The following is a 21536-nucleotide window of genomic DNA, read 5'->3' as shown; positions in this document are numbered from 1 at the left end:
GCGGGCGCCGAGTCGATGGCGAAGCTCTAACGTCAGCGGTACCTGAGACAATAAGCCCATGGGTAAGCAAGACGGTCGAACGCGGCACGTAACCGCGGCGGGCGTCGACGACAGCACTGCCACGATCCTCCACGTCGACATGGATGCGTTCTTCGCATCCGTGGAGCTTTTGGATCATCCGGAGCTCGTGGGCAAGCCCGTCATCGTCGGGCACAACTCAGTTCGGTCCGTGGTCACTGCAGCAACGTACGAGGCCCGCAAGTTCGGCGTGAACTCGGCGATGCCCATGGCGCTGGCACTGCGCCGTTGCCCTCACGCCATCGTTCTCGAGCCGCACTTTGAGCGCTACCAGCACTTTTCGTCGGTTGTCTTCGACATCTGCGACCAACTCACCCCCAAGGTCGAGCGGCTTGGCATCGATGAAGCTTTCTTGGATGTTGCAGGCGCCCGCGCGATCTATGGTTCACCGATCGAGGTGGCCACACTGCTGCGCAAGCGAGTGTTCGAAGAAACCGGGCTGGTGTGCTCGGTCGGAGCAGCTGCTTCGAAATATGTGGCAAAAGTGGCATCCGGGCTCTCCAAGCCCGATGGACTTCTGGTCATCCCTGCCGACAAGACCGTCGAGTTTCTTCACCCCCTTCCCATCTCCGCGTTGTGGGGCGTTGGCGGCAAGACCGCCGAGGCCCTCCAGCAGCGCGGATTCACGACCATTGCCCATGTCGCCCACGCAGATCGCGAAACGCTCACTCGCGCCGTCGGCGAGGCGGGAGCAGTCAAACTGCACAACCTCGCCTGGGGCAACGACCCACGCCCGGTAGTCGAACGAGCAGCCGAGAAGAGCATCGGGCACGAAACCACGTTTGAATACAACGTGCTCGATGCCGATGAGATTCGTCGAGAATTACTTCGACTTTCCGGCAAAGTCGCCGCTCGATTACGGGCCGGGGGCGTCGAGGCACGCACCGTCGTGCTCAAACTCCGTTTCGAGGACTTCAGCACCATCACTCGGTCGCGCAAGCTTCCCGACCCCACCGACCTCGGCCGCACGCTGTACGAGACCGTGCGCGACATCTACGCCGACTTCGCTCGAGAGGGCCGACCGGTGCGCCTCGTCGGCGTGCGCGGTGAGCAACTCGTCGAGCCCGGAGGCGGGCAGATGAGTTTGTGGGACACGACCGACGGCTGGCGGGATGCCGAAGAAGCCATGGAGGCGGCATCCGCTCGGTTCGGCACCGGCGCTATCGGTCCAGCCCGGTTGCTCGGCTCGCAACGCTCTGAGCGTCCTCGGCTTGGCCAACGCGACTAGCTCTCTTCTTCAACAGCTCGGAATTCGCAGCAGGTCAAAAAACGCAGCCGACACGAACGCGGTTGTCAGAAGTGAACGGTAAAGTCTTATCAAGTGAGTACTCCATTGCCAGCCCCCACCGTGGGCACCTTCGCGGCGGAACATCTCTCACCGTCGTATCCTGAACGCGCCGCCCGCGGCACCGCATCCAAATTGCGGGCCTGGCAGGCAGAAGCGCTTGACCTGTACTTCGAGAAAGAGCCGCGTGACTTTCTCGCCGCGGCAACCCCGGGCGCAGGCAAGACCACTTTCGCACTGCGCTTGGCTGTTGAACTCATAGCCCGTCGCGAGATCGACCGCGTCACCGTTGTTGCGCCGACTGACCACCTCAAACGCCAGTGGGCAGATGCTGCCAACCGCGTTGGTCTGCGCCTGAATCCGTCGTTCTCCAATGGCGATGCGTGGGGCGGCCGTCGTTTTCACGGCGTCGCCGTCACCTACGCACAGGTGGCAATGAAGGCATCGTTCCACCAGGAGATCACTGACTCCGCCCGCACCCTCGTCATCCTCGACGAGGTGCACCACGGCGGTGATGCTCTCAGCTGGGGCGACGCGATTCACACCGCCTTCGGTCGCGCCACGCGCCGACTCTCGCTCACCGGAACACCCTTTCGCAGCGACACTGCCCCCATTCCCTTCGTCACCTACGCGCCCAACCATGAGGGCATCCGCACCTCAGTTACCGACTACAGCTATGGCTACGGTCGCGCGCTCGAAGACGGCGTTGTTCGCCCCGTGATCTTTATGGCCTACGCCGGCAAGATGAAGTGGCGCACGCGCATGGGCGACGAGATGGAAGCCCGCCTTGGCGAAGGAGACACCAAAGACGTTACGGCGCAAGCGTGGCGCACAGCACTTGATCCCAAGGGCGAATGGATGCCGGCCGTGCTACGGGCTGCCGACCGTCGCCTCAGCGAGATTCGCCACTCTGTTCCGGATGCCGGAGGGCTCGTGATCGCGACGGATCAGCTCGCGGCGCGCGCCTACGCCAAACTCATCAGGGACATCACGGGGGAGCCCGCCACGGTCGTGCTCTCCGATGAGAAAGAGTCGTCGTCGCGCATCGAGACCTTCGCCGAGAGCGATAGTCGCTGGATGGTCGCTGTGCGCATGGTGTCAGAGGGCGTCGACGTTCCTCGACTGGCGGTTGGTGTGTACGCGACGTCGGCATCTACCCCGCTCTATTTCGCTCAGGCAGTGGGACGCTTTGTGCGTACCCGTCGTCGAGGCGAAACAGCGTCGATCTTCTTGCCGAGTGTTCCGAACCTCATGAATCTGGCCGGCAAGCTCGAAAAAGAGCGCGATCACGCGCTTGATCGTAAAGAAACAGGCGACGAACTGCTCGACGACAGCCTCCTTGATGCGGAGAACCGCGAAGAGAAGACGAGCGACGAACTTGCGGACGAGTTCACGTGGGAAGCGCTGGAGTCAGAGGCGAACTTTGACCGGGTGCTATTCGACGGCGCTGAGTTCGGCTTTGCCGCTGAGCCGGGCAGCGACGAAGAGCTCGACTTCATTGGCCTTCCCGGCATTCTGGAGCCCGAGCAAGTGCGTGAGCTACTCATGCAGCGCCAGAAGCGTCAGTCAAAGCGCGCTGAGAGCCGGCCGAAGGCTGAACAACCCGCTCCGCTGTATCGCACGCTCAAAGAGCAGCGGACCTTGCTGAACAACCTCGTGGGCCGCAGAGCGAAGCTTTCTAACGAACCGCACGGATTGATCCACGCCGAGCTCCGACGCGTCTGTGGCGGTCCTGCGGTCGCTCAGGCCACTGTCACGCAATTGCAGACCCGCATCGATTACCTGCGCAAGGGTTTTCACTCCTAGAAGCCGCTCTGCGTGATCGTTAACGCAAAAAACGCGGCTGTCTAGAAGCCGCGGTCATCCTGTGTGCGTGAGCCCCATCATCGTTGTTGCTAAAAAAACGTCGTTAACAAGAAAACGCCCCCGGTATAGGACCGGGGGCGTTCTCATTACTGAACTATCAAGATCAGAGGGGGCGGATGTTCTCCGCCTGGGGACCCTTGGGTCCCTGTGTGATGTCAAACTCAACCTTTTGGTTTTCGTCGAGCGACTTGTAGCCATTTGTTGCGATGGCCGAGTAGTGGGCGAACACGTCAGGACTTCCATCCTCGGGGGCGATGAATCCAAAGCCCTTTTCTGCGTTGAACCACTTGACGGTACCTAGTGCCATTTAAAACTCCTCCAGGAGCGTTCTTCAGGCCCCGACAGTCGAGGCCGCCTTCATGCCTTTGTATAGAACATGAACGATGGCCTAAGGCTATAGCAGGAAAGCCCTGCATGTGTCATGTATTTCGAAAAAGTCACATAACGGTAATGAATTGGTCACTAATGAAAGTCACGAGATTGGGTGCGAGGGAGTCCTGAAAGTGGTTCAAAACGGTCAGCAACCACATTGATTACGCCGTCAACAGACCTCTCCAGCACCCCGCGAACAATGAGGGCGGCGCTATCCCGAGCGACACGCCGATAGCGGCCCCACACCCCGACGCTGCAGATCACATTGATCAGGCCCGTCTCATCCTCGATATTCATAAAAGTGATTCCGCTGGCAGTGGCGGGGCGTTGACGGTGGGTCACTACGCCCCCAATTTCGACGCGACGACCCGATTCTGCGGTCACAAGATCGCTCGCGCTCAGCACGCCACGGCGCGCCAGAGCGGGCCTGATGTGGGCAACGGGGTGACTGGCGGGCGAAATTCCGGTTGACCAGAGGTCAGCCATGAGGTCATCGACCGGGGTAGCCATCGAGAAGAGAGGGGGCTGCACCGCCACCATGCTGTGCGGCAAAAACTCTTCACGGTCTTGGGCGGCCGAGCCGGCATTCCACATCGCTTCGCGTCTCGTGAGTTCGAGACTCTCGAATGCTCCCGCTGCCGCCAATGCTTCCAATTGTTTCGTTGTGAGGCCCACCCGGCGCACCACATCGTTCATCGACGTAAATTCGCCGGCCTCGCGCGCCGCCACAATTTTTTCCGCTACCGGCGTGCCGATGCCCTTGACCTCGTCAAAACCGAGCCGTACGGCAAAAGATCCGTCACGACGGTGGTCGTCGGTGTCAAAGTGCGCAGAACGATCGAACAGGCCCACGGGAGGCTGCTCCGCAGCGAGGCACTGATCGCTGCCCGTTGCCCCCACTCGACCTTCGTGTGGTTCGAGAGAAGCGAAAACCCCCGAGAGCTGGATGTCGGGACCACGCACGACCACACCGTGGCGTCGAGCATCCGCCACCAACGACTGCGGCGAATAAAAGCCCATGGGTTGCGCCCGCAATAGCGCCGCCAAGAAAGCTGCCGGATAGTGCAGTCGCACCCAGGCGCTGGCATAAACCAGCAGCCCAAAGCTCAGAGCGTGACTTTCGGCAAAACCGAAACCGGCAAACGCTTGGATGCTTTCGTAAATGCGGTCGGCATCCGCCCCGGTAATGCCATTGCTAGCCATTCCGGCATAGAGCTTGGTGCGGAGCTTGTCGATTCGCTCGATACCGCGCTTAGAACCCATCGCGCGACGCAGCAGGTCGGCGTCATCGGCCGAACACCCGCCCACCGCCACAGCGATCTGCATGAGTTGCTCTTGAAAGATGGGCACGCCGAGGGTGCGCTCGAGCGGCTCCACAAGGTTGGGGTGCAGGTAAGTAATCGGTTCGGCGCCCATCTTGCGGCGAACGTAGGGGTGCACGGCACCACCCTGGATCGGGCCGGGGCGCACAAGCGCGATCTCAACGACGAGGTGATAGAACTCGCGCGGCTGGAGGCGCGGCAGCAGCCCCATTTGCGCGCGGCTCTCGACCTGAAAGACACCGATGGCATCCGCTCGACAGAGTTGGTCGTAGACGCCCTGCTCTTCGGCCGGGATCGTGGCGAGATCCCAGCGTTCGCCCAGAGCCTCATCGACCAAATCGAAGCTGTACTGCATGGCCGAGAGGATGCCAAGGCCGAGCAGATCGAACTTGACCAGCCCCATCCAGGCGCAATCATCTTTATCCCACTGCACCACCGTGCGCTTCTCTTTGCGCGCGTGCTCGATCGGCACCACTTCGCCGACCGGACGCTGGGTCAACACCATGCCGCCCGAATGGATGCCCAAGTGCCGGGGAAACTTCATGACCTGCTGGGCAAGCTCCAACACCGAATCGGGGATGTCGTGGTCGATTCCCGAGACATCAGAGCCCCAGCGCTCCATTTGCTTCGACCACGCATCCTGCTGCCCGGGGCTATGACCGAGTGCTTTCGCCATATCCCGCACGGCGAAACGAGGACGGTACTGAATCACATTGGCCACTTGAGCGGCGTTCTCGCGCCCGTAGCGCTCAAAGACATACTGAATGACTTCTTCGCGGCGCTCGGAATCGAAGTCGACGTCGATGTCTGGCTCTTCTTCGCGCATCGCCGAAATGAAACGCTCGAAGGGGAGTTTGTAGCGAATGGGATCAACCGCAGTGATCTTGAGGAGGTAACAGACCACAGAACTCGCAGCTGAGCCGCGCCCCTGGCACAGGATTCCTCGCCCCCGAGCAAAGGCCACAATGTCGTGCACGATCAAGAAGTAGCCGGCAAAACTCTTCTCCTCGATCACATCGAGCTCACGCTGAATGCGGGCCCGATTCTCGTCAGACAGTTCAATGGAGCGGTCTTTCACTCCCGCCCACGTCAGTTCTCGCAACCAACTCGCCGGGGTATGGCCCTCAGGAACATCTTGATCGGGCAGGGCAGGTTTTGCCTGCCGCAACTCGAAAGCGGCCTCTTCTGCAATCTGCACCGTCTCGGCTACCACTCCGGGATAGTGAGCGAACCGCGCAGCCATCTCAGCCCCTGACCGCAAGTGCGCGGTTCCTGCTGCGGGGAGCCAACCATCCATCTCGTCGAGACTGCGCCGGGCTCGCACCGCCGAAATCGCGGAGTGCAAGTGGTGTTGGCGGGGAGTGGCGTAGTGCGCGTTCGAGGTAGCGACGACCCGCAGTCCACGCTCTGCAGCTAAGCCATAGAGGGCGTCGTTGTACGCCGAATCGAGTGGATAGCCGTGATCGAAGAGCTCGACGACTATCGAATCGTGCCCGAAAAGCGTGCAGAGGGTGTCGAGTTCTGCTCCGGCCGCGAACAGTGATTCCGCGGTGGGAGCGTTCGTGCCGTCGGGGCCCGCCAGCGCTCGACGTACTGCTCCTTTGCGGCATCCGGTGAGAATGAACCAGTGGCCTGATGCCAACTCGGCCAACTCATCGAGGTCGTACCGCGGCCGCCCCTTTTCTCCACCGGCAAGCTGGGCACGAGTAATCGCCAAAGCGAGACGGTGATAGCCCTCTTCTTTGCGCGCCAGCACAAGAAGGTGGTCGCCCTCGGGATCGGCGATGCCGTTCTGCGGACCGCTAAGCCCCAGCGACAGCTCTGCCCCAAACATCGTTCGCAATCCCAGTTCGGCTGCCGCTTCTGCCATGCGCACGATGCCGTACAGCCCATCGTGATCGGTAAGAGCAAGCGCGCTCAGCCCCAAGCGGGACGCCTCCTCGGCAAGTTTTTCGGGCATGCTCGCGCCATCAAGAAAACTGAAACTCGAATGCGCGTGCAGTTCGGCATAGGGCACCACATCGCCGGCGTTCGCGGGTGCCACGGTGGCGTCAGCCGGTGGTTCCACCGGCGCGATGTAGGGCGCTCGTTTGCTCGACACGAGAGACTGGGCACGCCCATCACCAGCTTCACCGATCGGCGTGACCGTGCCGAAGCCCGACAGCGTGCGCTCCAGCTTCTTCCACGAGATAGGCGGATTACTCCAGGCCATTAGTCATACCTCGCTTCAGCCCACCAGCCACCGTTATCGAGCACAAGAAGCCAGGCACAGCCGGTGTCATCAACGGCCTGGAACCGCCACGAGGGACCTGACGACCCCGCCTCCCACCAGCGTTCGGCGAGAGGCCACGGCCCCGCCCACGCTGTGAGGCTGCGCGATCGCGAATCGCTCGTCGAGAACCGGGCGGGTGGCGCCAGAACTTGGCCCCGCTCATCCACAGCCACGGCAGTTCCATCGGCCGCAAAAACATGAACGGCGTGACGACTAGAGAACACCGTTCCCGGCAGGGGATCGGGCAATGCGCCAGGCCACGGGCGTTGAGGAGATCGCTCGGCAACGCTGCGGTCGCCCCACGCCGTGAGTCGCTGGCGGGAGCTGAGGGTGCGCCCGCCCTCAATCGACGGCACAAGAACTCCTCCGTGGCCGAGCATGCTCTGCACTCGAGAAAGGCCATGGTGGATGCGGGGCTCTAGCCCGGAACCCCACAGTCCGATCTCGTGGTGACCAATCTCATCCACAGTTTCGGGAACAATGCGTACTCGACTTATGCCTGAACTGAGCCCTGCCTCGATGAGGTTAGAACCCTGCACCTGCCACCGCACTCGATCAACAACATCGCTGGCGCTGAAGGAACGGGGATGCAGCCACACCCGTTCGGCTACCTCACCCGATTCGGAATCGAGTTCGACCCGGATCGCCGTCGCTACCAACTGAGCCCGCATCAGAGCATCAATAAAGTCGTCGGCACGGCCACGAACCGCAAATGCCACCTGATCGACGCGGTCGAGCGCTGGCTCAAAATCAAGAACGACATCAAGGTCGAGCGGGGGAGTGCGGGCCACAAACGCCTGCGGGTCGCGGCCACTGGCAAGAGCATGCAAACGCGCTCCCGGCTCACCAAAACGAACGCGGACATCGGTGCGATCGAGATGCGCAAATTCACCGAGCGTCGAAATCCCCAGCTTCGACAACAGCGAAACGATGTGAGGCTCCTCCAACACCGCCAGCGGGAGTGGGGCCAGAAACGCAGCAGAGTCACCGGCAGTGACCACCCGCACGTGGCTAACCCGCGAACGCGGATCACGAGCAATGGTGCTGCGGGCAGCGTGGACCGCCGTGAAGAGCGCATCCGCTACCCCCACCCGAGCATCGGAGGCCGCGATCTCATTCACGCGAGCAATCACTGTCAATGCGGCAGCTTTTTCACCGCCGTAGTACTGGGCGGCTCCGCGTACCTTCACGGCACACATCCCCGGCCGCAACAACTGCACTCCGGGAATCAGCTCTTCTATCGCCGTCAACACCGGCTCGAAGGCACGGCTATCGAGAGCCGGATCGTAAGGCCGGTCAATGATGCCGGGAAAACGCGACTGGGCCTCCCGCAGCCGCAACCCCCTCGTGACGCCCTCGGCGCGAGCGGATGCCGCCGCCGCGAACACGAGACCCTTCTCGACAAGAACGAGGGGAGCATCCGCCGGCAGCTTCTCGTGCTGGCGGGCGGCAACAATCGGCCAGTCCGGAGCCCACACCACGAGAACTCGCGGCAGCGATTCTGGAACCGTCGATGCCGCACTCACGCTGCCACCGCCGGGACTGTCGCTGTCACTGTCGCGGCCGCCATTGCCGCAAACACCATCACGCCGACACCCGGTGTGGAACTGGCCGCAGCTGCGGGGGAGCAGAATCAGACGCGGCCGGAGAATCCGCAGCGCTGTACGAGCGAACGGTCTGCGCAGCATCCGGCAACCAGACCCGGGCGCTGCGGGGGCGCCCCGCGTTCTTGCTCGTCACCGTGATCGTGACCTCGCGCGCGGCCAAGTGCCCGTGACCCTCACCAATGCCATGCCACCGGCTTTCGCCGAGAGACAGCATCGCTTCGCTCTGCGGCCAGGAGCCAACCATGAGCAGCGTCGACTTGCGTTGTCGCAGGCGCGAAGCGAGTCTGGCAACCGCAGAGTCTGACGCACGACGAGGCGGCCTCGCCACCACGACATCCACCACGTCGGCGATCGCTGCCGTTACCGCCAACCACTGATCACCCGGATGCGGCACCAACACGAGCCGTTCGAGGTCGACCCCGAAACGCTGGGCTGCTTCAATGCCAAACTCGGGCACCCCGACAACAGCGCACCACGATCCCGCTGCGGACGGCGCAGCCAAAAGCGTCATGAGGAGCATCGCCGAGCTATCGACCGAATAGACGCTGCCCTGCTGCAAGCCGCCACCGGGCAACAAGGAAGCGATAACGGGGTGAGTGGGAATGAGCTTCGAACTGAGCGTGCGGGACTGCATCTGACCGATACGTGCTTGCAACTCAGCGACGCGTTCTGCCGCCGACAGGCTGCCGCCCACTGCACTCGCAACCCCACCACTACCGCGGTCGCCGCCGCCACTGCGCTCAGCCGAAAAGACTTCAGCGGTCGCTGAAGCGGCGGAGGCAGATACAGGGGACACCTGTTCATATTCGAACATATGTTCGAGTGTGTCAATTGCGTACGACATCCACCGGCGTGTCTTTCGGATGTCGGCGCCATCGCCTACCGTTACCTCGTGAGTTATATCGAAGCAGTAGATCTCAAGAAGACGTACACGCCCAAAGGCGCTTCTCCCGTGCACGCTCTCGATGGCCTCAATCTCGAGGTTCCGCAGGGCACGGTGACGGCGCTTCTCGGCCCTAACGGTGCGGGCAAAACCACCACCGTCAAGGTTCTCACCACACTGACACGCCCCGATTCCGGTACAGCAACGATCAACGGCGTCGATGTGATCGCATCGCCCGAACGCATTCGCCCCATGATCGGGGTTTCCGGGCAATATGCGGCCGTTGACGAAAACCTCACTGGCTTCGAAAACCTCGATATGGTGGGCCGGCTTTACCACCTCGGCGCCAAGCAGTCGCGTGCGCGAGCGCGTGAACTTATCGACCTCTTCGACCTCACCGAAGCCCAAAACCGCCCCGTCAAAGGTTTCTCCGGCGGCATGCGTCGTCGCATCGACCTCGCGGGTGCCCTGGTGATGCGCCCACCGGTGCTCTTTCTCGACGAGCCGACCACCGGGCTAGATCCCCGCAGCCGCATTGGTATGTGGGAGATCATCACCACGCTCGTGGGGGAGGGCACGACAGTGCTTCTCACCACCCAATACCTCGAAGAAGCCGACCAGCTCGCCGACAGCATTTCCGTGATCGATGACGGCAAAGTCATTGCCAAGGGCACCTCAGACGAACTCAAAGCGTCCATCGGCGGTCAGCGCGTCGAGCTCAGTCTGGTGTCGCAGGATGACGCGACCGCAGCCCGCGAAATCCTCACCCGTTTCGGCAGCACCGAACCTGCCGTGAGTCTCGACGGTCGCGGGTTTACCGTCAACGCGGAAGATGCTCCTGCAGCACTGCAGCTCATCCTTATCGAGTTCGCCAGCCGCGGCATCCCGCTCTATGACGCCGGCATGCGTCGCCCCACTCTCGACGACGTGTTCTTGAAGCTCACCGGCCATACGGCAAGCGCCGACGACGCTGCCGCAACGGGCACCGAAAACACAGATGCACCATCGTCACGGAAGGCCCAGAAATGACCGCCACTATTCCCACGCCAACGCCCAACTCCGTTGCCGCTTCACCAGTGATGAATTGGCTCAATGACGGCTGGATCACCACCCGCCGCAACCTCATCAAGATCAAGCGTGTTCCCGACATCCTGGTCTTCACGACACTGCAGCCCATTATGTTCGTGCTGCTCTTCACCTATGTCTATGCCGGCGTCATCGACATTCCCGGCAGCACGTACGCCGAATTCATCATGGCTGGCATCTTCGCCCAAACCGTCGTTTTCGGCTCCACCTATTCCGGGTCGGCCATGGCTCAAGACCTCAAAGACGGCATCATCGACCGTTTTCGCACACTGCCCATGAGCCCCTCCGCGGTTCTCGTGGGCCGCACCAACGGTGACCTTCTCATTAACTCGATCTCGATGATCGTCATGATGACGACCGGCTTGATCGTCGGATGGCGCATCAACTCCAGCCCGCTCGAGGCGCTTGCCGCAATCGCCCTCCTCCTGCTCTTTGCCTACGCGCTGTCGTGGGTTATGGCCTTTATCGGCATGAGCGTGCGCAGCCCCGAAGTCATCAACAACGTTTCGTTCCTGGTGCTTTTTCCGCTCACGTTCATCTCCAACGCCTTCGTTCCCGCCGAAACCCTGCCAACACCCTTGCGGGTTTTCGCTGAGTTCAATCCTGTTTCTGCTCTCGTACAGGCGGCCCGCGAACTCTTCGGCAATACTCCTGCCGGTTCAGCTCAATCTGAGGTGTGGACGCAACAGCATCCCGTGCTCACGGTTCTCATCGGCATCGTCGTTATGCTCGCTATTTTCGTACCGCTCGCGGTGCGCAAGTTCGCCAACATCAGCAGCCGCTAGTTCAGCAGGGGAGCAGACCGCGTCTGCGGCCGCGCTACGACGCTGCCCCGAACCGGCGCCTCATCAGTGATGTGAGAGCGCGACCATTTCAATTTTTACTATAGGAACAACGGTTTTTCGGTGATAATCTTCGCGTAATTGGAGTTGCCCGTCCCGCCGGGAAAACACGCCGAGACTGACCCACTCGACGCTCGAGGGCGCCACCCGAAACGGAGTTCGCGAGATGTTCGCCACCCTAGAACACGCTGTCATGAAAATCTTCATGTTCACGTGGGTGCGCATGTCGCCTAACTCGTGGCGTGGGTACCCGCGCCCCAAAGACAACCCGACCGTGTTTGCCGACGGTACCAAACCCCACAAAGTTATTCTTGCTGGCTCCGGGATCGTCATCGGCTACGGCGTTGCGTCTCACGAACTTGCTTTGGGAGGCTCCTTCGCTCGAGCATTGACGGCTCAGACACAACGGGGCGCCGAAGTCACCACCATTACCGCCCCCGGTTTCTCTCTGCCTCGAGCGCGGAAGCAACTAACTTCCCGGCTGCTCGGCGATGCCGACGTTGTCGTGCTCTCGTTCGGCACCTTCGAGATTCTCACACTGATGCCACCACGGCGCTGGGGCGCTCAGCTTGAAACTTTGGTTGCGAGCGTGCTCCAACGATCAGCGCCTCACACCCAAGTCTTTTTGGTCGATTGCAATACTCCCAAAATGTCGACCTTAGCTACGGCCTACCAGCGCCGTATTGGCCAGACCGCAGCCGGCTTCAACGAGCAACTTGCTGCCACAGCGCGCGCGCACGATCGCGTCCACCGTGTCGAATTTCGGCCGGTAGCGGAGGATGCCGAAAACATCGAAGGACGATCGCGCTACCAAGAGTGGGCAGCCAGCCTCATTCCCGACGTTGTCGCACATCTTCCCCTAGATAGCACCGGGGGATAGTCGAAGCAGATTAGCCCTTACGGCGTTTGTTCCGATTGAATGCCGGTCGGTCCGGGCGGCGCGGTGCTGCTTTGCCCCCAGAAGATCGGGGATTGGCGCGCTGCGAGGTGGACTTCTTCGGTGCGGATGCTCGGGGAGCCCGCTTCGGCGACTCTGCTTCCTCTGCCTCCGAGCCGCCGGCGGTGCCACGCGAGCTTTTGGCGGTGCGGCCGCGCACGATCCCAATGAATTCCTCGACGAGGGGGTCCACGGAACCATCGCGCCATGCCACGGCGACTTGCCACTCAGGGCCATCACTAATGATTCGCGATACGACGTCTTTGCGCTGGAGAGCGCGGGCGACAGCCTGGGGGATCACAGTGATGCCGATGTTCGCGGCGACCAAGTCGACCGCTGCACGCCATTCCTCAGTAATGCGGTGAGCAGAGTCGAGTTCGGCGAGGGTCACTTCGTCCCCCTGAGCCAGATCGTGTTCCTTGGGAATCACGGCAACGGCACGTTCGGTGTAGAGCGGGATAGCCGCAAGAGGGCGATCGCTGTCCACGGCGCGATCAATGGGCAGGCGCACGAGGGCGACGTCAGCGGTGCCCGCCGTGAGCATCGCAAGTGCATCGTCTTGTTCGCTCGGCACAAGCTCAATCGGGGTCTCTGGAAGCCGTTCCCGCCAGACGCGCGACCATTTGCCGGGCGTCGCCCCCAGCACAAAGGCGACAGTGAATGATGTTGGCATGTGTTCAGGTTAGTCTTGGGGTGTGCCAGTCCAGACCATGAAGCCCGCAACCGTCGCCAAGAAGCTGGGGATTTACCTCCCCGCCGCCCCGGAAGAGTTCCGCGATTCCGAAATTAGCCGCGAAGAGTTTGCAGAACTTCTTGCCACTCCTCCCGAGTGGCTCACGAAGCTGCGCGCTGACGGCCCGCACCCTCGCTTGGTCGTGGCCCAGAAACTCGGCGTTTCGGCGTCGGGGCTCGCTCGCGCTGGGGCACCCGATGTCATGACGACCGCCGAGATCAAGGCGTTGCTTGTCGAGATGCCAGAGTGGCTCGTCGTTGAGCGCGCGACGCACGCTGCGGTCAACGAAGAGAACGCCCGCGTGAAGTCAGAGCGCGCTGCGAAGGCCGCTCGCAAGTAATTTCAGTTTTCCTCATACTCGCTGGTATTGAAAAGTATTCAGCTCTATACTGAGCAGCCTAGAGTGCCCGTGTCTGGGCGTTCGGGTGGGGAACTGATTGCTTCGTAGCTATGCTGCGCTATCGGCGTGGCCAATAATTACTCTGTGGCTTGCGGTTTATCCGCAACGGTGGCGCGCGCTGATTGCGCCAAGCGATGACCCACGCGCCGAAGCCATCGGGCCTGATCCCGACAAGGTGCTGTTGGTGGGGCCTGGGAAGTCAGCAGGCCTCGGGGTACATACTCACGAGCTCGGCCTCGGAGGCCATCTTGCGCGGGAGCTTTCTGCACTGACCCGTCGAGGGTGCAGTGTCGACATCGTCTCGGAACCCACCCTGTCTGCCGCCGATGTCGGCGTAGTAGTCAACTGGGCCAGTCTGGATCGCTTCGACGCACTCGTGTTAACGCTAGGCGGTGGCGAGGTTTTGCGGTTCCGCTCGCTCTTCGGCTGGCGACGAAATCTGACTGCGTTACTCTACACCATCCGGGATTCAGGTGGCGGTGCGCTCCACACTTTCCTCTTGGGTATTGCGCCCATCGATGAATTCGTTTCGCTGCCCGTGCCGCTGCTGGCGATCGTGAACCGCAATATCCGAAACCTCGACGAGATCAGCGAGCAGCTGTGTTCTTCGCGCCCCAGCGTCACCTATGTTCCGGCCACGGCAAGGGCGGGCACAACCGCGATCTCTCTCGACAGTCCGACTTACGCTCACTGGGCCAAAGAGCTCGCACCGACGGTAGCGGCGCAGCTTGCCAGCGTCGCATTACCACCGGCCTCGACCGCTTCGACCGCCCCTGTACTTGCTCGCTTCGACGGCTCCTTACTCACCAAGGCGTCGGTCTCGAGTTCGTTGACCACCATCATGAACTCTGCCCGAGTGCTCTTTGACACAACGGGAGCGGCAGTCACGTTCCACGATCAAGAAGCGCACTGGTTCACCTCAACATCCGGTGTGGGGGACATGCGGCGTGATGAAGCCGGTGCGTTCTGCAGCCGCGCGTTCACTACTCGCAGCCTCGTAGTGCTCGAAGACACCCTGAAAGACGAGCGGTTCGCTGAGCACCCGTGGGTAGTGCGTGGGCCGCGCATCCGTTTCTATGCTGGCTATCCCATTGCCGCACCGAACGGCGACATCGTGGGGGCAGTCTGCGTCTTCGACACTGGGCCACGGCGCTTCGATCTGAGCCACGAAACACTCCTTCGTGAACTCGCTCGACGTGCAGAGTCGGCAATACGACGTCGATAATTGCCGTACCTTGGATACGGAGGTCATTTCTGAACTCCGAGAGAGGACCCTATGTCTGGCACTGAGTGCATCCACGGTTTTGAAAACGGCCTGTGCGATTCCTGTTTTCCTAAGGCAGCCCCCGTCAAGCCTGTAACCCGTGCCAGCAGCCCTTCTCGCTCGAAGCGAGTTCCCGGAACTCCTCGCGCTTCGAGCGCTAAGGTTCCTTCGCTCTCGGATCAGCGTGTGTATCACGTCACTCACATCAGCAACCTTGAGAGCATTCTTCGCGAAGGCCAGCTTGTTGCTGCAGCTTCGATCGAGGATTCGATTCTTGATATCAGTTCTCCGCTGACCCGCGAGCTTCGGAGTGCTGCAGCGTTGAGCACGGGCGAGCCCGTCGACCGCTATGTTCCGTTTAGCTTGGTTCCGGAATCCACTTCCTGGCGCGAGCTTCGCGCTGGTGCAACCGAGCCTCGCTGGTCGGATGCCGCCCGCACCGCTACCCCCACAGATTTCGTTTTTCTCGTGAGCACCGTGCGCGCGCTCGGCGACGACGCAGTACTCGCAGACGGCGATGCCGCCGCTAGTCTCACGCGCTTTGCAACGGACGAGACTGCGATCACCCGCATGCTCGGTAACTTGCGCGCCGATGAGCTCACCGATGACGCTGAAGTGCTTATCCATGGCTCGTTCGCCTTTGACGATGTTCAGCTGGTGGGCGTTGCCAGCGACAAGGCCCGTGAGCGAGTTAAGGCGTTGCTCGATGGCGCTTCGTTCAAGACCAAGGTCGCTGTCTACCCGCCATGGTTCATTCAGTAAGGTTCGCGATAGCGTTGGTGCATGACCAACGATTTTGCTCACCACCCCGTTGACCCCACGTCGGCTGCTTCCCTCGCGGCGAGCGGTTTTCAGTACGATCTCGTAGATACCGCCGATCGCGCTGCCTTCGAGGCATGGTTTCAGGCTGACTCCCGCGGTTTTCACGGCCCCGCGATGTCGAAAGAGCAGATCGACTCGGGCTTCGCCGGCATCACGTACCGCCGCACTGTCGGTGTCTGGGATGACCGTCTCGTTGCTCCAGAGGTTCCGGTCGCCACGGTGAGTTCTTGGACCGAACAGGTCACTGTTCCGGGAAACCGCAGTATCGATGCGTGGGCCATTAGTTCGGTAACGGTATCGCCTACTCACCGGCGTCGCGGTATCGCCCGAGCCCTGCTGGAAGGCGAGCTGCGTTCCGCCGTTGATATGGGACTACCGATGGCCACCCTCACGGTCTCTGAATCCACAATTTACGGCCGCTTCGGTTTCGGTCAAGCGGTGTTCGCTGCCGACCTCACCATCGACACCACACGGGCCACGATTCCCGTACGCGAACGTCGCGGTGTGCTCCAGCATGTTGCACCTTCGGTATTTGTCGCCGAAGCTCCCACGGTGTTCGAACGCATCCGACTTTCTACTCCCGGCCAGATCAATGTCTGGCCGTTGCGTTGGGAGCAGATTGCAGGAACGGCGCCCGGTGACGAGGAGTACACCAAAAACACTCGAGTGGTTCGCTTCGATGACGAAGACGGCACTCCGCGCGGGTTCGTCGTATATCGGGTCACCGGTGGAGGCCTCGATTTCACCAACCACAAACTCACGGTCGACTACTTGCTCGCCGAAACTCCGGAAGCGTATGAGGCACTCTGGCGTTACGTCCTCGAGGTCGACCTCGTTCGTGAGGTCAAAGCAGAACTGCGTTCGGTCGACGAACCTCTGCTGTGGCTGCTTTCCGACATGCGTGCAGCACGGGTGTCGCCCATCGATCACCTTTGGCTGCGCATCCTCGATGTACCGGCTTCGTTAAACGCCCGGTCGTATTCCAGCGCCGGCATGATCGCTTTCGAGGTCAGTGACGAACTCGGCTTCGCGAACGGTCGGTACGTGCTGGAGACCGACGAGCAGGGGATGCCAACGGCCAGCCGCGTAGAGAATCTTCCCGAAGGCGTACCAGCAGTGTCACTCTCGGTGAATGAACTCAGCTCGCTGTACCTCGGGGGAGTGTCCGCGTCATCCCTGATTGCTGCCGGTCGCATTGTTGAACTCAATCCGGGCGCGGGCGCCGCTATCGAGCGTATTTTCCACTCGCCGACCACTCCCTGGTTGAGCGTCTGGTTTTAGTCAGTCGCCGCCCGTACAGGCGCGGTGGCGACGCGCACCGCGGGAGGAAAGGCTCGGCGAGGGGTGCGAGAATAGGCGCATGACTGCTGCCCTGAATCACGTCCATGATCTTGCTTCTTTTGTCGCCGCTTCGCCGTCGTCGTTTCATGCGGTAGCCGAAGCCGCTCGCCGCTTGCGGGAGGCTGGTTTCACTCAGCTTCATGAAGCCGATGACTGGAACGGCTCGCGCACACGCAAGGCGGCTAAGTACTTCGTCATTCGCGATGGTGCGATCGCAGCCTGGGTTCAGCCGACTAAGGCTGTCGGCACGACCCCGTTCCGCATCCTTGGGGCTCACACTGACTCGCCGAGTTTCAAGCTGAAGCCGAAGCCCACGACCGGCTCGGAAGGCGTATTGCAGGCTGGCGTCGAGATCTACGGCGGCCCGCTGCTCAACTCGTGGCTTGACCGAGAACTCGAATTTGCGGGACGAGTCACCTTCCGCGACGGCAGCACTGACCTGGTGCGTACCGGACCGCTCTTGCGGTTCCCGCAGTTGGCTATTCACTTGGATCGCGGCGTCAACGACAAGCTCACGCTCAAGCGTCAAGCGCACATGAACCCGATGTTTGGTCTCGGCGAACGCGACGACGCCGACGTGCTCGGCCACCTCGCATCCATCCTCTCGTCTAAAGCCACGAACCGCTCGGCGGATGACATCGACGGCTATGACATCGTCGTCGCCGATACCGCGGCTCCCGCCGTCTTCGGTCTCGATGACGCCCTCTTTGCCTCCGGACGCCTCGACAATCTGTCGTCAGTGCACGCGGGTCTCGTCGCACTTCTGGGGCTCGACACGAAGCTCGATCAGATTCCGCTGTTCGTTGCCTTCGACCACGAAGAGATTGGCTCGGCCTCACGATCGGGTGCCGGTGGGCCGTTCCTGGCCGACCTCATCGCTCGCATTAGCGCCGGTCTTGGCGGTTCTGAAACCGACCGGATGCGCGCTGTCGCCGAGTCATGGTGCCTCTCGTCTGATGCCGGTCACGCTGCACACCCCAACTACCCGGAGCGCCACGATCCCGCTAACCGTCCGCGCCTCGGCGGGGGACCACTTCTCAAGATCAACGCTAACCAGCGCTACGCCACTGATGGCCCCGGCGCCGCCGAGTGGGCTCGCGCTTGCCGCCAAGCGGGCGTCGAGTACCAAGAGTTCGTCTCCAATAACGACATGCCCTGTGGATCCACGATCGGCCCGATCACCGCTACGCGTCTCGGCATTCGCACCATCGATGTAGGTTTGCCGCTGCTCTCCATGCACTCAGCGCGTGAAATGTGTGGCGTCGCCGACCCAATCGCGCTCAGCAACGCAATCGCCGCGTTCTTCGCGCCGGAGTAAGCCCTCACGCAGTTACGCAGTCGCACAGTGCGACTGCGTTGGTGCTGTCGCGAGGAGTACCCCGCGACAGCACCGCGCTCTAGAACAGGGGAGCGATCTCGTCCGCCGCGCCAGGCAGGCTTGCATCCGTGGCCGAGGCACCGGGGTAACCAGGTCCGACGGGGCATACCGTTCCGCGTTGGAACGCTTCGGCTGCGCCTCGAGCCCTCACATCGGCGGCTTCGTTGAGCGGATGCCCCACGTGCCCGCGCACCCATTCGAAGCGGTAGCGACGACCAGTAATGGCTTCATCAATTTGTTTGATGAGATCAACGTTCATGACGGGCTTACCGTCGCCTTTGCGCCAGCCCTTCTTCTTCCAGCCGGGCATCCACTTAGTAACGGAGTTGATGACGTACTGGCTGTCGCACAGGATGAGAAGGTCGTCGTCGACGTGCGCCGTTGCGCGAAACAGTTGCAGTACGGCCATGAGCTCGCCCTGGTTGTTGGTGGCGTGATCCCAGCCACCGGCAGCCCACGTGTTGTCGTCGACGTACCACGCCCATCCCGCCGGGCCCGGATTGCCGAGCGCGGAGCCATCAGCAGCAGCAGTAATCGTCATGACACCCTTTCGTGGAGCTCGCGAAGTCAGAAAAAATCGCGTCCCTCGACTCTAGTAGCTGGTTATCGTCACAGATTCTGCGGCGTTCCATGCTCTGAGCGCAGTTCGGTTTTAGGGTATACCTGTGCCCGAAAACCCGCCCCTTGCCCCTGCGCTCGAAATCACTGGACTGACGAAGCGCTTTGGCGAGAAACTTGCGGTTGATTCCGTAAACCTCACCGTGCCTCGCGGCTCGTTCTTTGGCCTCGTTGGCCCTAATGGGGCTGGCAAAACGACCACCCTCTCTATGGCCACTGGATTGCTGCGCCCAGACGCTGGCTCGGTCTCCGTTCACGGGCTCGATGTCTGGAGCAATCTGGTTGACGCGAAACGTCGAATCGGCGTATTGAGCGACGGCGTGCGACTCTTTGATCGCCTCACGGGACTCCAATTGGTCACTTACGCTGGCCTCTTGAGCGGGATGGAGCGCACTGTCGTAGCCGAACGCGCCGCCGACCTCCTCGACCTCTTCGACCTCGACTCCGTCAGCGGAACGCTCGTTGTCGATTATTCAGCCGGCATGACTAAGAAGATTGCCTTGGCCTGTGCGCTCGTTCACGCACCCCAATTGCTAGTACTCGACGAACCATTCGAATCAGTCGATCCGGTTTCTGGCGCCAATATCCGCGATATTTTGCATGGATTCGTCGAGTCGGGTGGCACGGTCATCGTGTCGAGCCACGCCATGGACCTCGTGCAACGAATGTGCGACCACGTCGCCGTCATCGCCGATGGGCGTGTGCTGGCATCCGGAACGACCGATGAAGTGCGCGGATCGTCAACCCTCGAAGATCGATTCGTCGAGCTCGTCGGTGGCCGCCGTCACGGAAAGGGCCCGGAATGGTTGCGCATCTCATAAGGCTGCGGTTCCGGCTGCTCGCCAATTCTCTGACCCGCAGCCCGTGGCAAGCGGTCGCTGTAGGGCTGGGCACCATGTACGGCCTCGCCATGCTGTTCCTCGCCGCCGTCGGCCTACTCTTTTTGAGCGCTGCCCCCGAGGAATTGGGCCGCACCGTAACGGTCTTAGGCGGCGCTGTACTCGTTCTGGGGTGGACCTTCTTGCCCCTCCTGAGTTCAGGTATCGACGAGACCGTCGAACCCGCGAAGCTAGCGACCTTCCCGATCCCCATCCCGACGCTACTGCTCGCCCTCGCCATCAGCGGCGTGCTTGGCGTTCCCGGCATCATCACGACGTTGGCCGCGCTGGCGACGAGCCTCGTCTGGTGGCACACGCCGGCGATCGCCGTCGTTGCGGTGATCTGCGCAATTATCGGTGCTCTCACCTGCGTTGTGGGCTCTCGGATGCTCGCAGCGCTCACGGTGCGCATCTCGTCGGGACGCCGCGCTCGAGAAGCAAAAACGGTTCTCGTACTCATCCCGTTGCTGCTGCTCGGCCCAGCGATCCTGGCGGTGTCGACTCTCTTTCGCGAATTCCGTTCCCTCCTGCCAATCATTTCGGATGTCGTGTCCTGGACTCCGTTCGGCGCGATCTGGGCGGTCCCCGGCGATCTCGCTACGGGGCGCCCCGGACTCGCTGCGCTCCACGCCCTCGTCGGTATCGCGACTCTGGTGGCATCCACCGCTGTCTGGCGCTGGGCTCTCGACCGCGCGCTCGAACGTCCAGCCGTCTCCACGGCCACCGGGGGAGCCCGACGGGGATTGGGCTGGTTTGCGGTGTTCTCGGGAACTCCGACAGGCGCCGTTGCGGCCCGGTCGCTGACGTACTGGGCACGCGACCCTCGCTACGCCCAGTCGCTCATCAGCGTTCCGCTCGTGCCAGCGATTGTCTTCTTCTACACCGGAGCCAGTGGCGATCTCAGCGGACTGCTCTTCGTTGGTCCCATCGTCGCGGTGTTACTCGGGATGTCTATCTACACCGATGTCTCCTACGACAACACAGCCTTCAGTTTGCACTTACAGACGGCTGTGAGCGGGCGCGCCGACCGCTGGGGACGAGTGATCGCGGTGAGCGTGTTCGCAGTACCCACCACCATCATCCTGACGGTGGCAAGCGTGTGGATCAGCGATAGCGGAGACCGCCTGGTGGGGATGCTCGGCATCTCGCTCGGTCTGCTCGTCACCGGGCTCGCACTGTCGTCGCTTGTGTCGGGGCGTTTCGCGTTCTCGGTTCCGGCTCCGGGCGAGAACCCGTTCAAGGCCCGGCCAGGCGGGGGATTCACCCTGATGCTGTCGATGTTCGCGTCATGGACGGCTCTCGCCGTGCTCGCGCTGCCCGAAATGGTGATCGCGCTGGTGGGGTTCGCCACTTTCAACGAAGCCCTCGGATGGGTAGCGCTAGCCGTCGCGCTCGTACTGAGCAGTGTCTTTCTCGTCATCGGGGTGCGCGTCGGCGGAACGATGCTCGACAATCGCGGTCCCGAGCTTTTGGTGCAGTTGCAACGTCAGAAATAGCGGATGCTGCCCTCGCGGCCTGACAGAGCGCTTCGGCACAAAGGCGGCACTGAGGC

Annotated in this window: 18 protein-coding genes; 12 read left to right on the top strand and 6 right to left on the bottom strand. The window is 61.8% G+C overall.

Annotated elements, in window-relative coordinates:
• The first annotated feature begins 58 nt into the window (after window positions 1-58).
• Both dinB and ACWTV1_RS01075 read left to right on the top strand, forming a co-directional pair.
• Window positions 59-1306 (top strand): DNA polymerase IV, encoded by a 1248-nt coding sequence (gene dinB, locus ACWTV1_RS01080; RefSeq protein WP_100389008.1) that lies wholly within the window; start codon window positions 59-61, stop codon window positions 1304-1306.
• Window positions 1307-1399: 93 nt separating this feature from the next.
• Complete coding sequence (locus tag ACWTV1_RS01075) at window positions 1400-3169, top strand: DEAD/DEAH box helicase (RefSeq protein WP_498503782.1); 1770 nt, start codon at window positions 1400-1402, stop codon at window positions 3167-3169.
• Between the two features lie 163 nt (window positions 3170-3332).
• On the opposite strand, the gene ACWTV1_RS01070 is transcribed toward ACWTV1_RS01075, so the two are convergent.
• From ACWTV1_RS01070 to imuA', 4 genes are all read right to left on the bottom strand, one after another.
• Entirely contained in the window at window positions 3333-3536 is a 204-nt protein-coding gene (locus ACWTV1_RS01070; protein WP_100389010.1) for a cold-shock protein, read from the bottom strand.
• 155 nt (window positions 3537-3691) lie between these two features.
• Window positions 3692-7135 (bottom strand): error-prone DNA polymerase, encoded by a 3444-nt coding sequence (locus tag ACWTV1_RS01065; RefSeq protein WP_498503781.1) that lies wholly within the window; start codon window positions 7133-7135, stop codon window positions 3692-3694.
• Entirely contained in the window at window positions 7135-8721 is a 1587-nt protein-coding gene (locus ACWTV1_RS01060; protein ID WP_498503780.1) for a DNA polymerase Y family protein, read from the bottom strand. The genes ACWTV1_RS01065 and ACWTV1_RS01060 overlap by 1 nt, the downstream gene beginning before the upstream one ends.
• Before the next feature lie 58 nt (window positions 8722-8779).
• Window positions 8780-9616 carry a DnaE2-dependent mutagenesis accessory factor ImuA' gene (imuA', locus tag ACWTV1_RS01055; protein WP_498503779.1) on the bottom strand — a complete coding sequence of 279 codons (837 nt, stop codon included), beginning with the start codon at window positions 9614-9616 and terminating at the stop codon, window positions 8780-8782.
• 78 nt (window positions 9617-9694) lie between these two features.
• Here imuA' and ACWTV1_RS01050 point away from each other — a divergent pair, with 78 nt between their 5' ends.
• From ACWTV1_RS01050 to ACWTV1_RS01040, 3 genes are all read left to right on the top strand, one after another.
• Window positions 9695-10714 carry an ATP-binding cassette domain-containing protein gene (locus ACWTV1_RS01050; protein ID WP_498503778.1) on the top strand — a complete coding sequence of 340 codons (1020 nt, stop codon included), beginning with the start codon at window positions 9695-9697 and terminating at the stop codon, window positions 10712-10714.
• Window positions 10711-11556, top strand: a complete 846-nt coding sequence (locus ACWTV1_RS01045) for an ABC transporter permease (protein WP_100389015.1) — start codon at window positions 10711-10713, stop codon at window positions 11554-11556. The genes ACWTV1_RS01050 and ACWTV1_RS01045 overlap by 4 nt, the downstream gene beginning before the upstream one ends.
• A 223-nt stretch (window positions 11557-11779) precedes the next feature.
• Complete coding sequence (locus tag ACWTV1_RS01040; protein ID WP_498503777.1) at window positions 11780-12493, top strand: GDSL-type esterase/lipase family protein; 714 nt, start codon at window positions 11780-11782, stop codon at window positions 12491-12493.
• 10 nt (window positions 12494-12503) lie between these two features.
• On the opposite strand, the gene ACWTV1_RS01035 is transcribed toward ACWTV1_RS01040, so the two are convergent.
• Window positions 12504-13223, bottom strand: a complete 720-nt coding sequence (locus ACWTV1_RS01035) for a LysR family transcriptional regulator substrate-binding protein (protein WP_498503776.1) — start codon at window positions 13221-13223, stop codon at window positions 12504-12506.
• Window positions 13224-13260: 37 nt separating this feature from the next.
• Between ACWTV1_RS01035 and ACWTV1_RS01030 the strand changes: the two genes are divergently transcribed.
• The 5 genes from ACWTV1_RS01030 (at window position 13261) to ACWTV1_RS01010 (ending at window position 18428) form a co-directional block, all read left to right on the top strand.
• Complete coding sequence (locus ACWTV1_RS01030; protein ID WP_100389308.1) at window positions 13261-13623, top strand: DUF5997 family protein; 363 nt, start codon at window positions 13261-13263, stop codon at window positions 13621-13623.
• A 97-nt stretch (window positions 13624-13720) separates the two neighbouring features.
• A complete protein-coding gene (locus ACWTV1_RS01025; protein ID WP_498503775.1) occupies window positions 13721-14908 on the top strand; it encodes a GAF domain-containing protein in 1188 nt (395 codons plus the stop codon).
• Window positions 14909-15133: 225 nt separating this feature from the next.
• Complete coding sequence (locus ACWTV1_RS01020; protein ID WP_498503774.1) at window positions 15134-15709, top strand: DarT ssDNA thymidine ADP-ribosyltransferase family protein; 576 nt, start codon at window positions 15134-15136, stop codon at window positions 15707-15709.
• Between the two features lie 21 nt (window positions 15710-15730).
• Complete coding sequence (locus ACWTV1_RS01015) at window positions 15731-17050, top strand: GNAT family N-acetyltransferase (RefSeq protein WP_498503773.1); 1320 nt, start codon at window positions 15731-15733, stop codon at window positions 17048-17050.
• A gap of 79 nt (window positions 17051-17129) precedes the next feature.
• Window positions 17130-18428, top strand: coding sequence for a M18 family aminopeptidase (locus ACWTV1_RS01010; RefSeq protein ID WP_498503772.1), 1299 nt, complete (start codon window positions 17130-17132; stop codon window positions 18426-18428).
• Window positions 18429-18507: 79 nt separating this feature from the next.
• On the opposite strand, the gene ACWTV1_RS01005 is transcribed toward ACWTV1_RS01010, so the two are convergent.
• Window positions 18508-19029 (bottom strand): RNase H family protein, encoded by a 522-nt coding sequence (locus tag ACWTV1_RS01005; RefSeq protein ID WP_100389021.1) that lies wholly within the window; start codon window positions 19027-19029, stop codon window positions 18508-18510.
• 124 nt (window positions 19030-19153) lie between these two features.
• Here ACWTV1_RS01005 and ACWTV1_RS01000 point away from each other — a divergent pair, with 124 nt between their 5' ends.
• Together ACWTV1_RS01000 and ACWTV1_RS00995 are read left to right on the top strand one after the other, a co-directional pair.
• Window positions 19154-19927, top strand: coding sequence for an ABC transporter ATP-binding protein (locus ACWTV1_RS01000; RefSeq protein WP_498503771.1), 774 nt, complete (start codon window positions 19154-19156; stop codon window positions 19925-19927).
• On the top strand, window positions 19909-21480 hold the full coding sequence (locus ACWTV1_RS00995; RefSeq protein ID WP_498503770.1) for a transporter: 1572 nt from the start codon (window positions 19909-19911) through the stop codon (window positions 21478-21480). Before ACWTV1_RS01000 ends, ACWTV1_RS00995 begins: the two co-directional genes overlap by 19 nt.
• Window positions 21481-21536 lie beyond the last annotated feature (56 nt).

The organism is Salinibacterium sp. VpJ6, from assembly GCF_059767345.1.
Note: the sequence above shows the minus strand (reverse complement) of the source record. Positions and strands in the feature narration are given on the sequence as shown.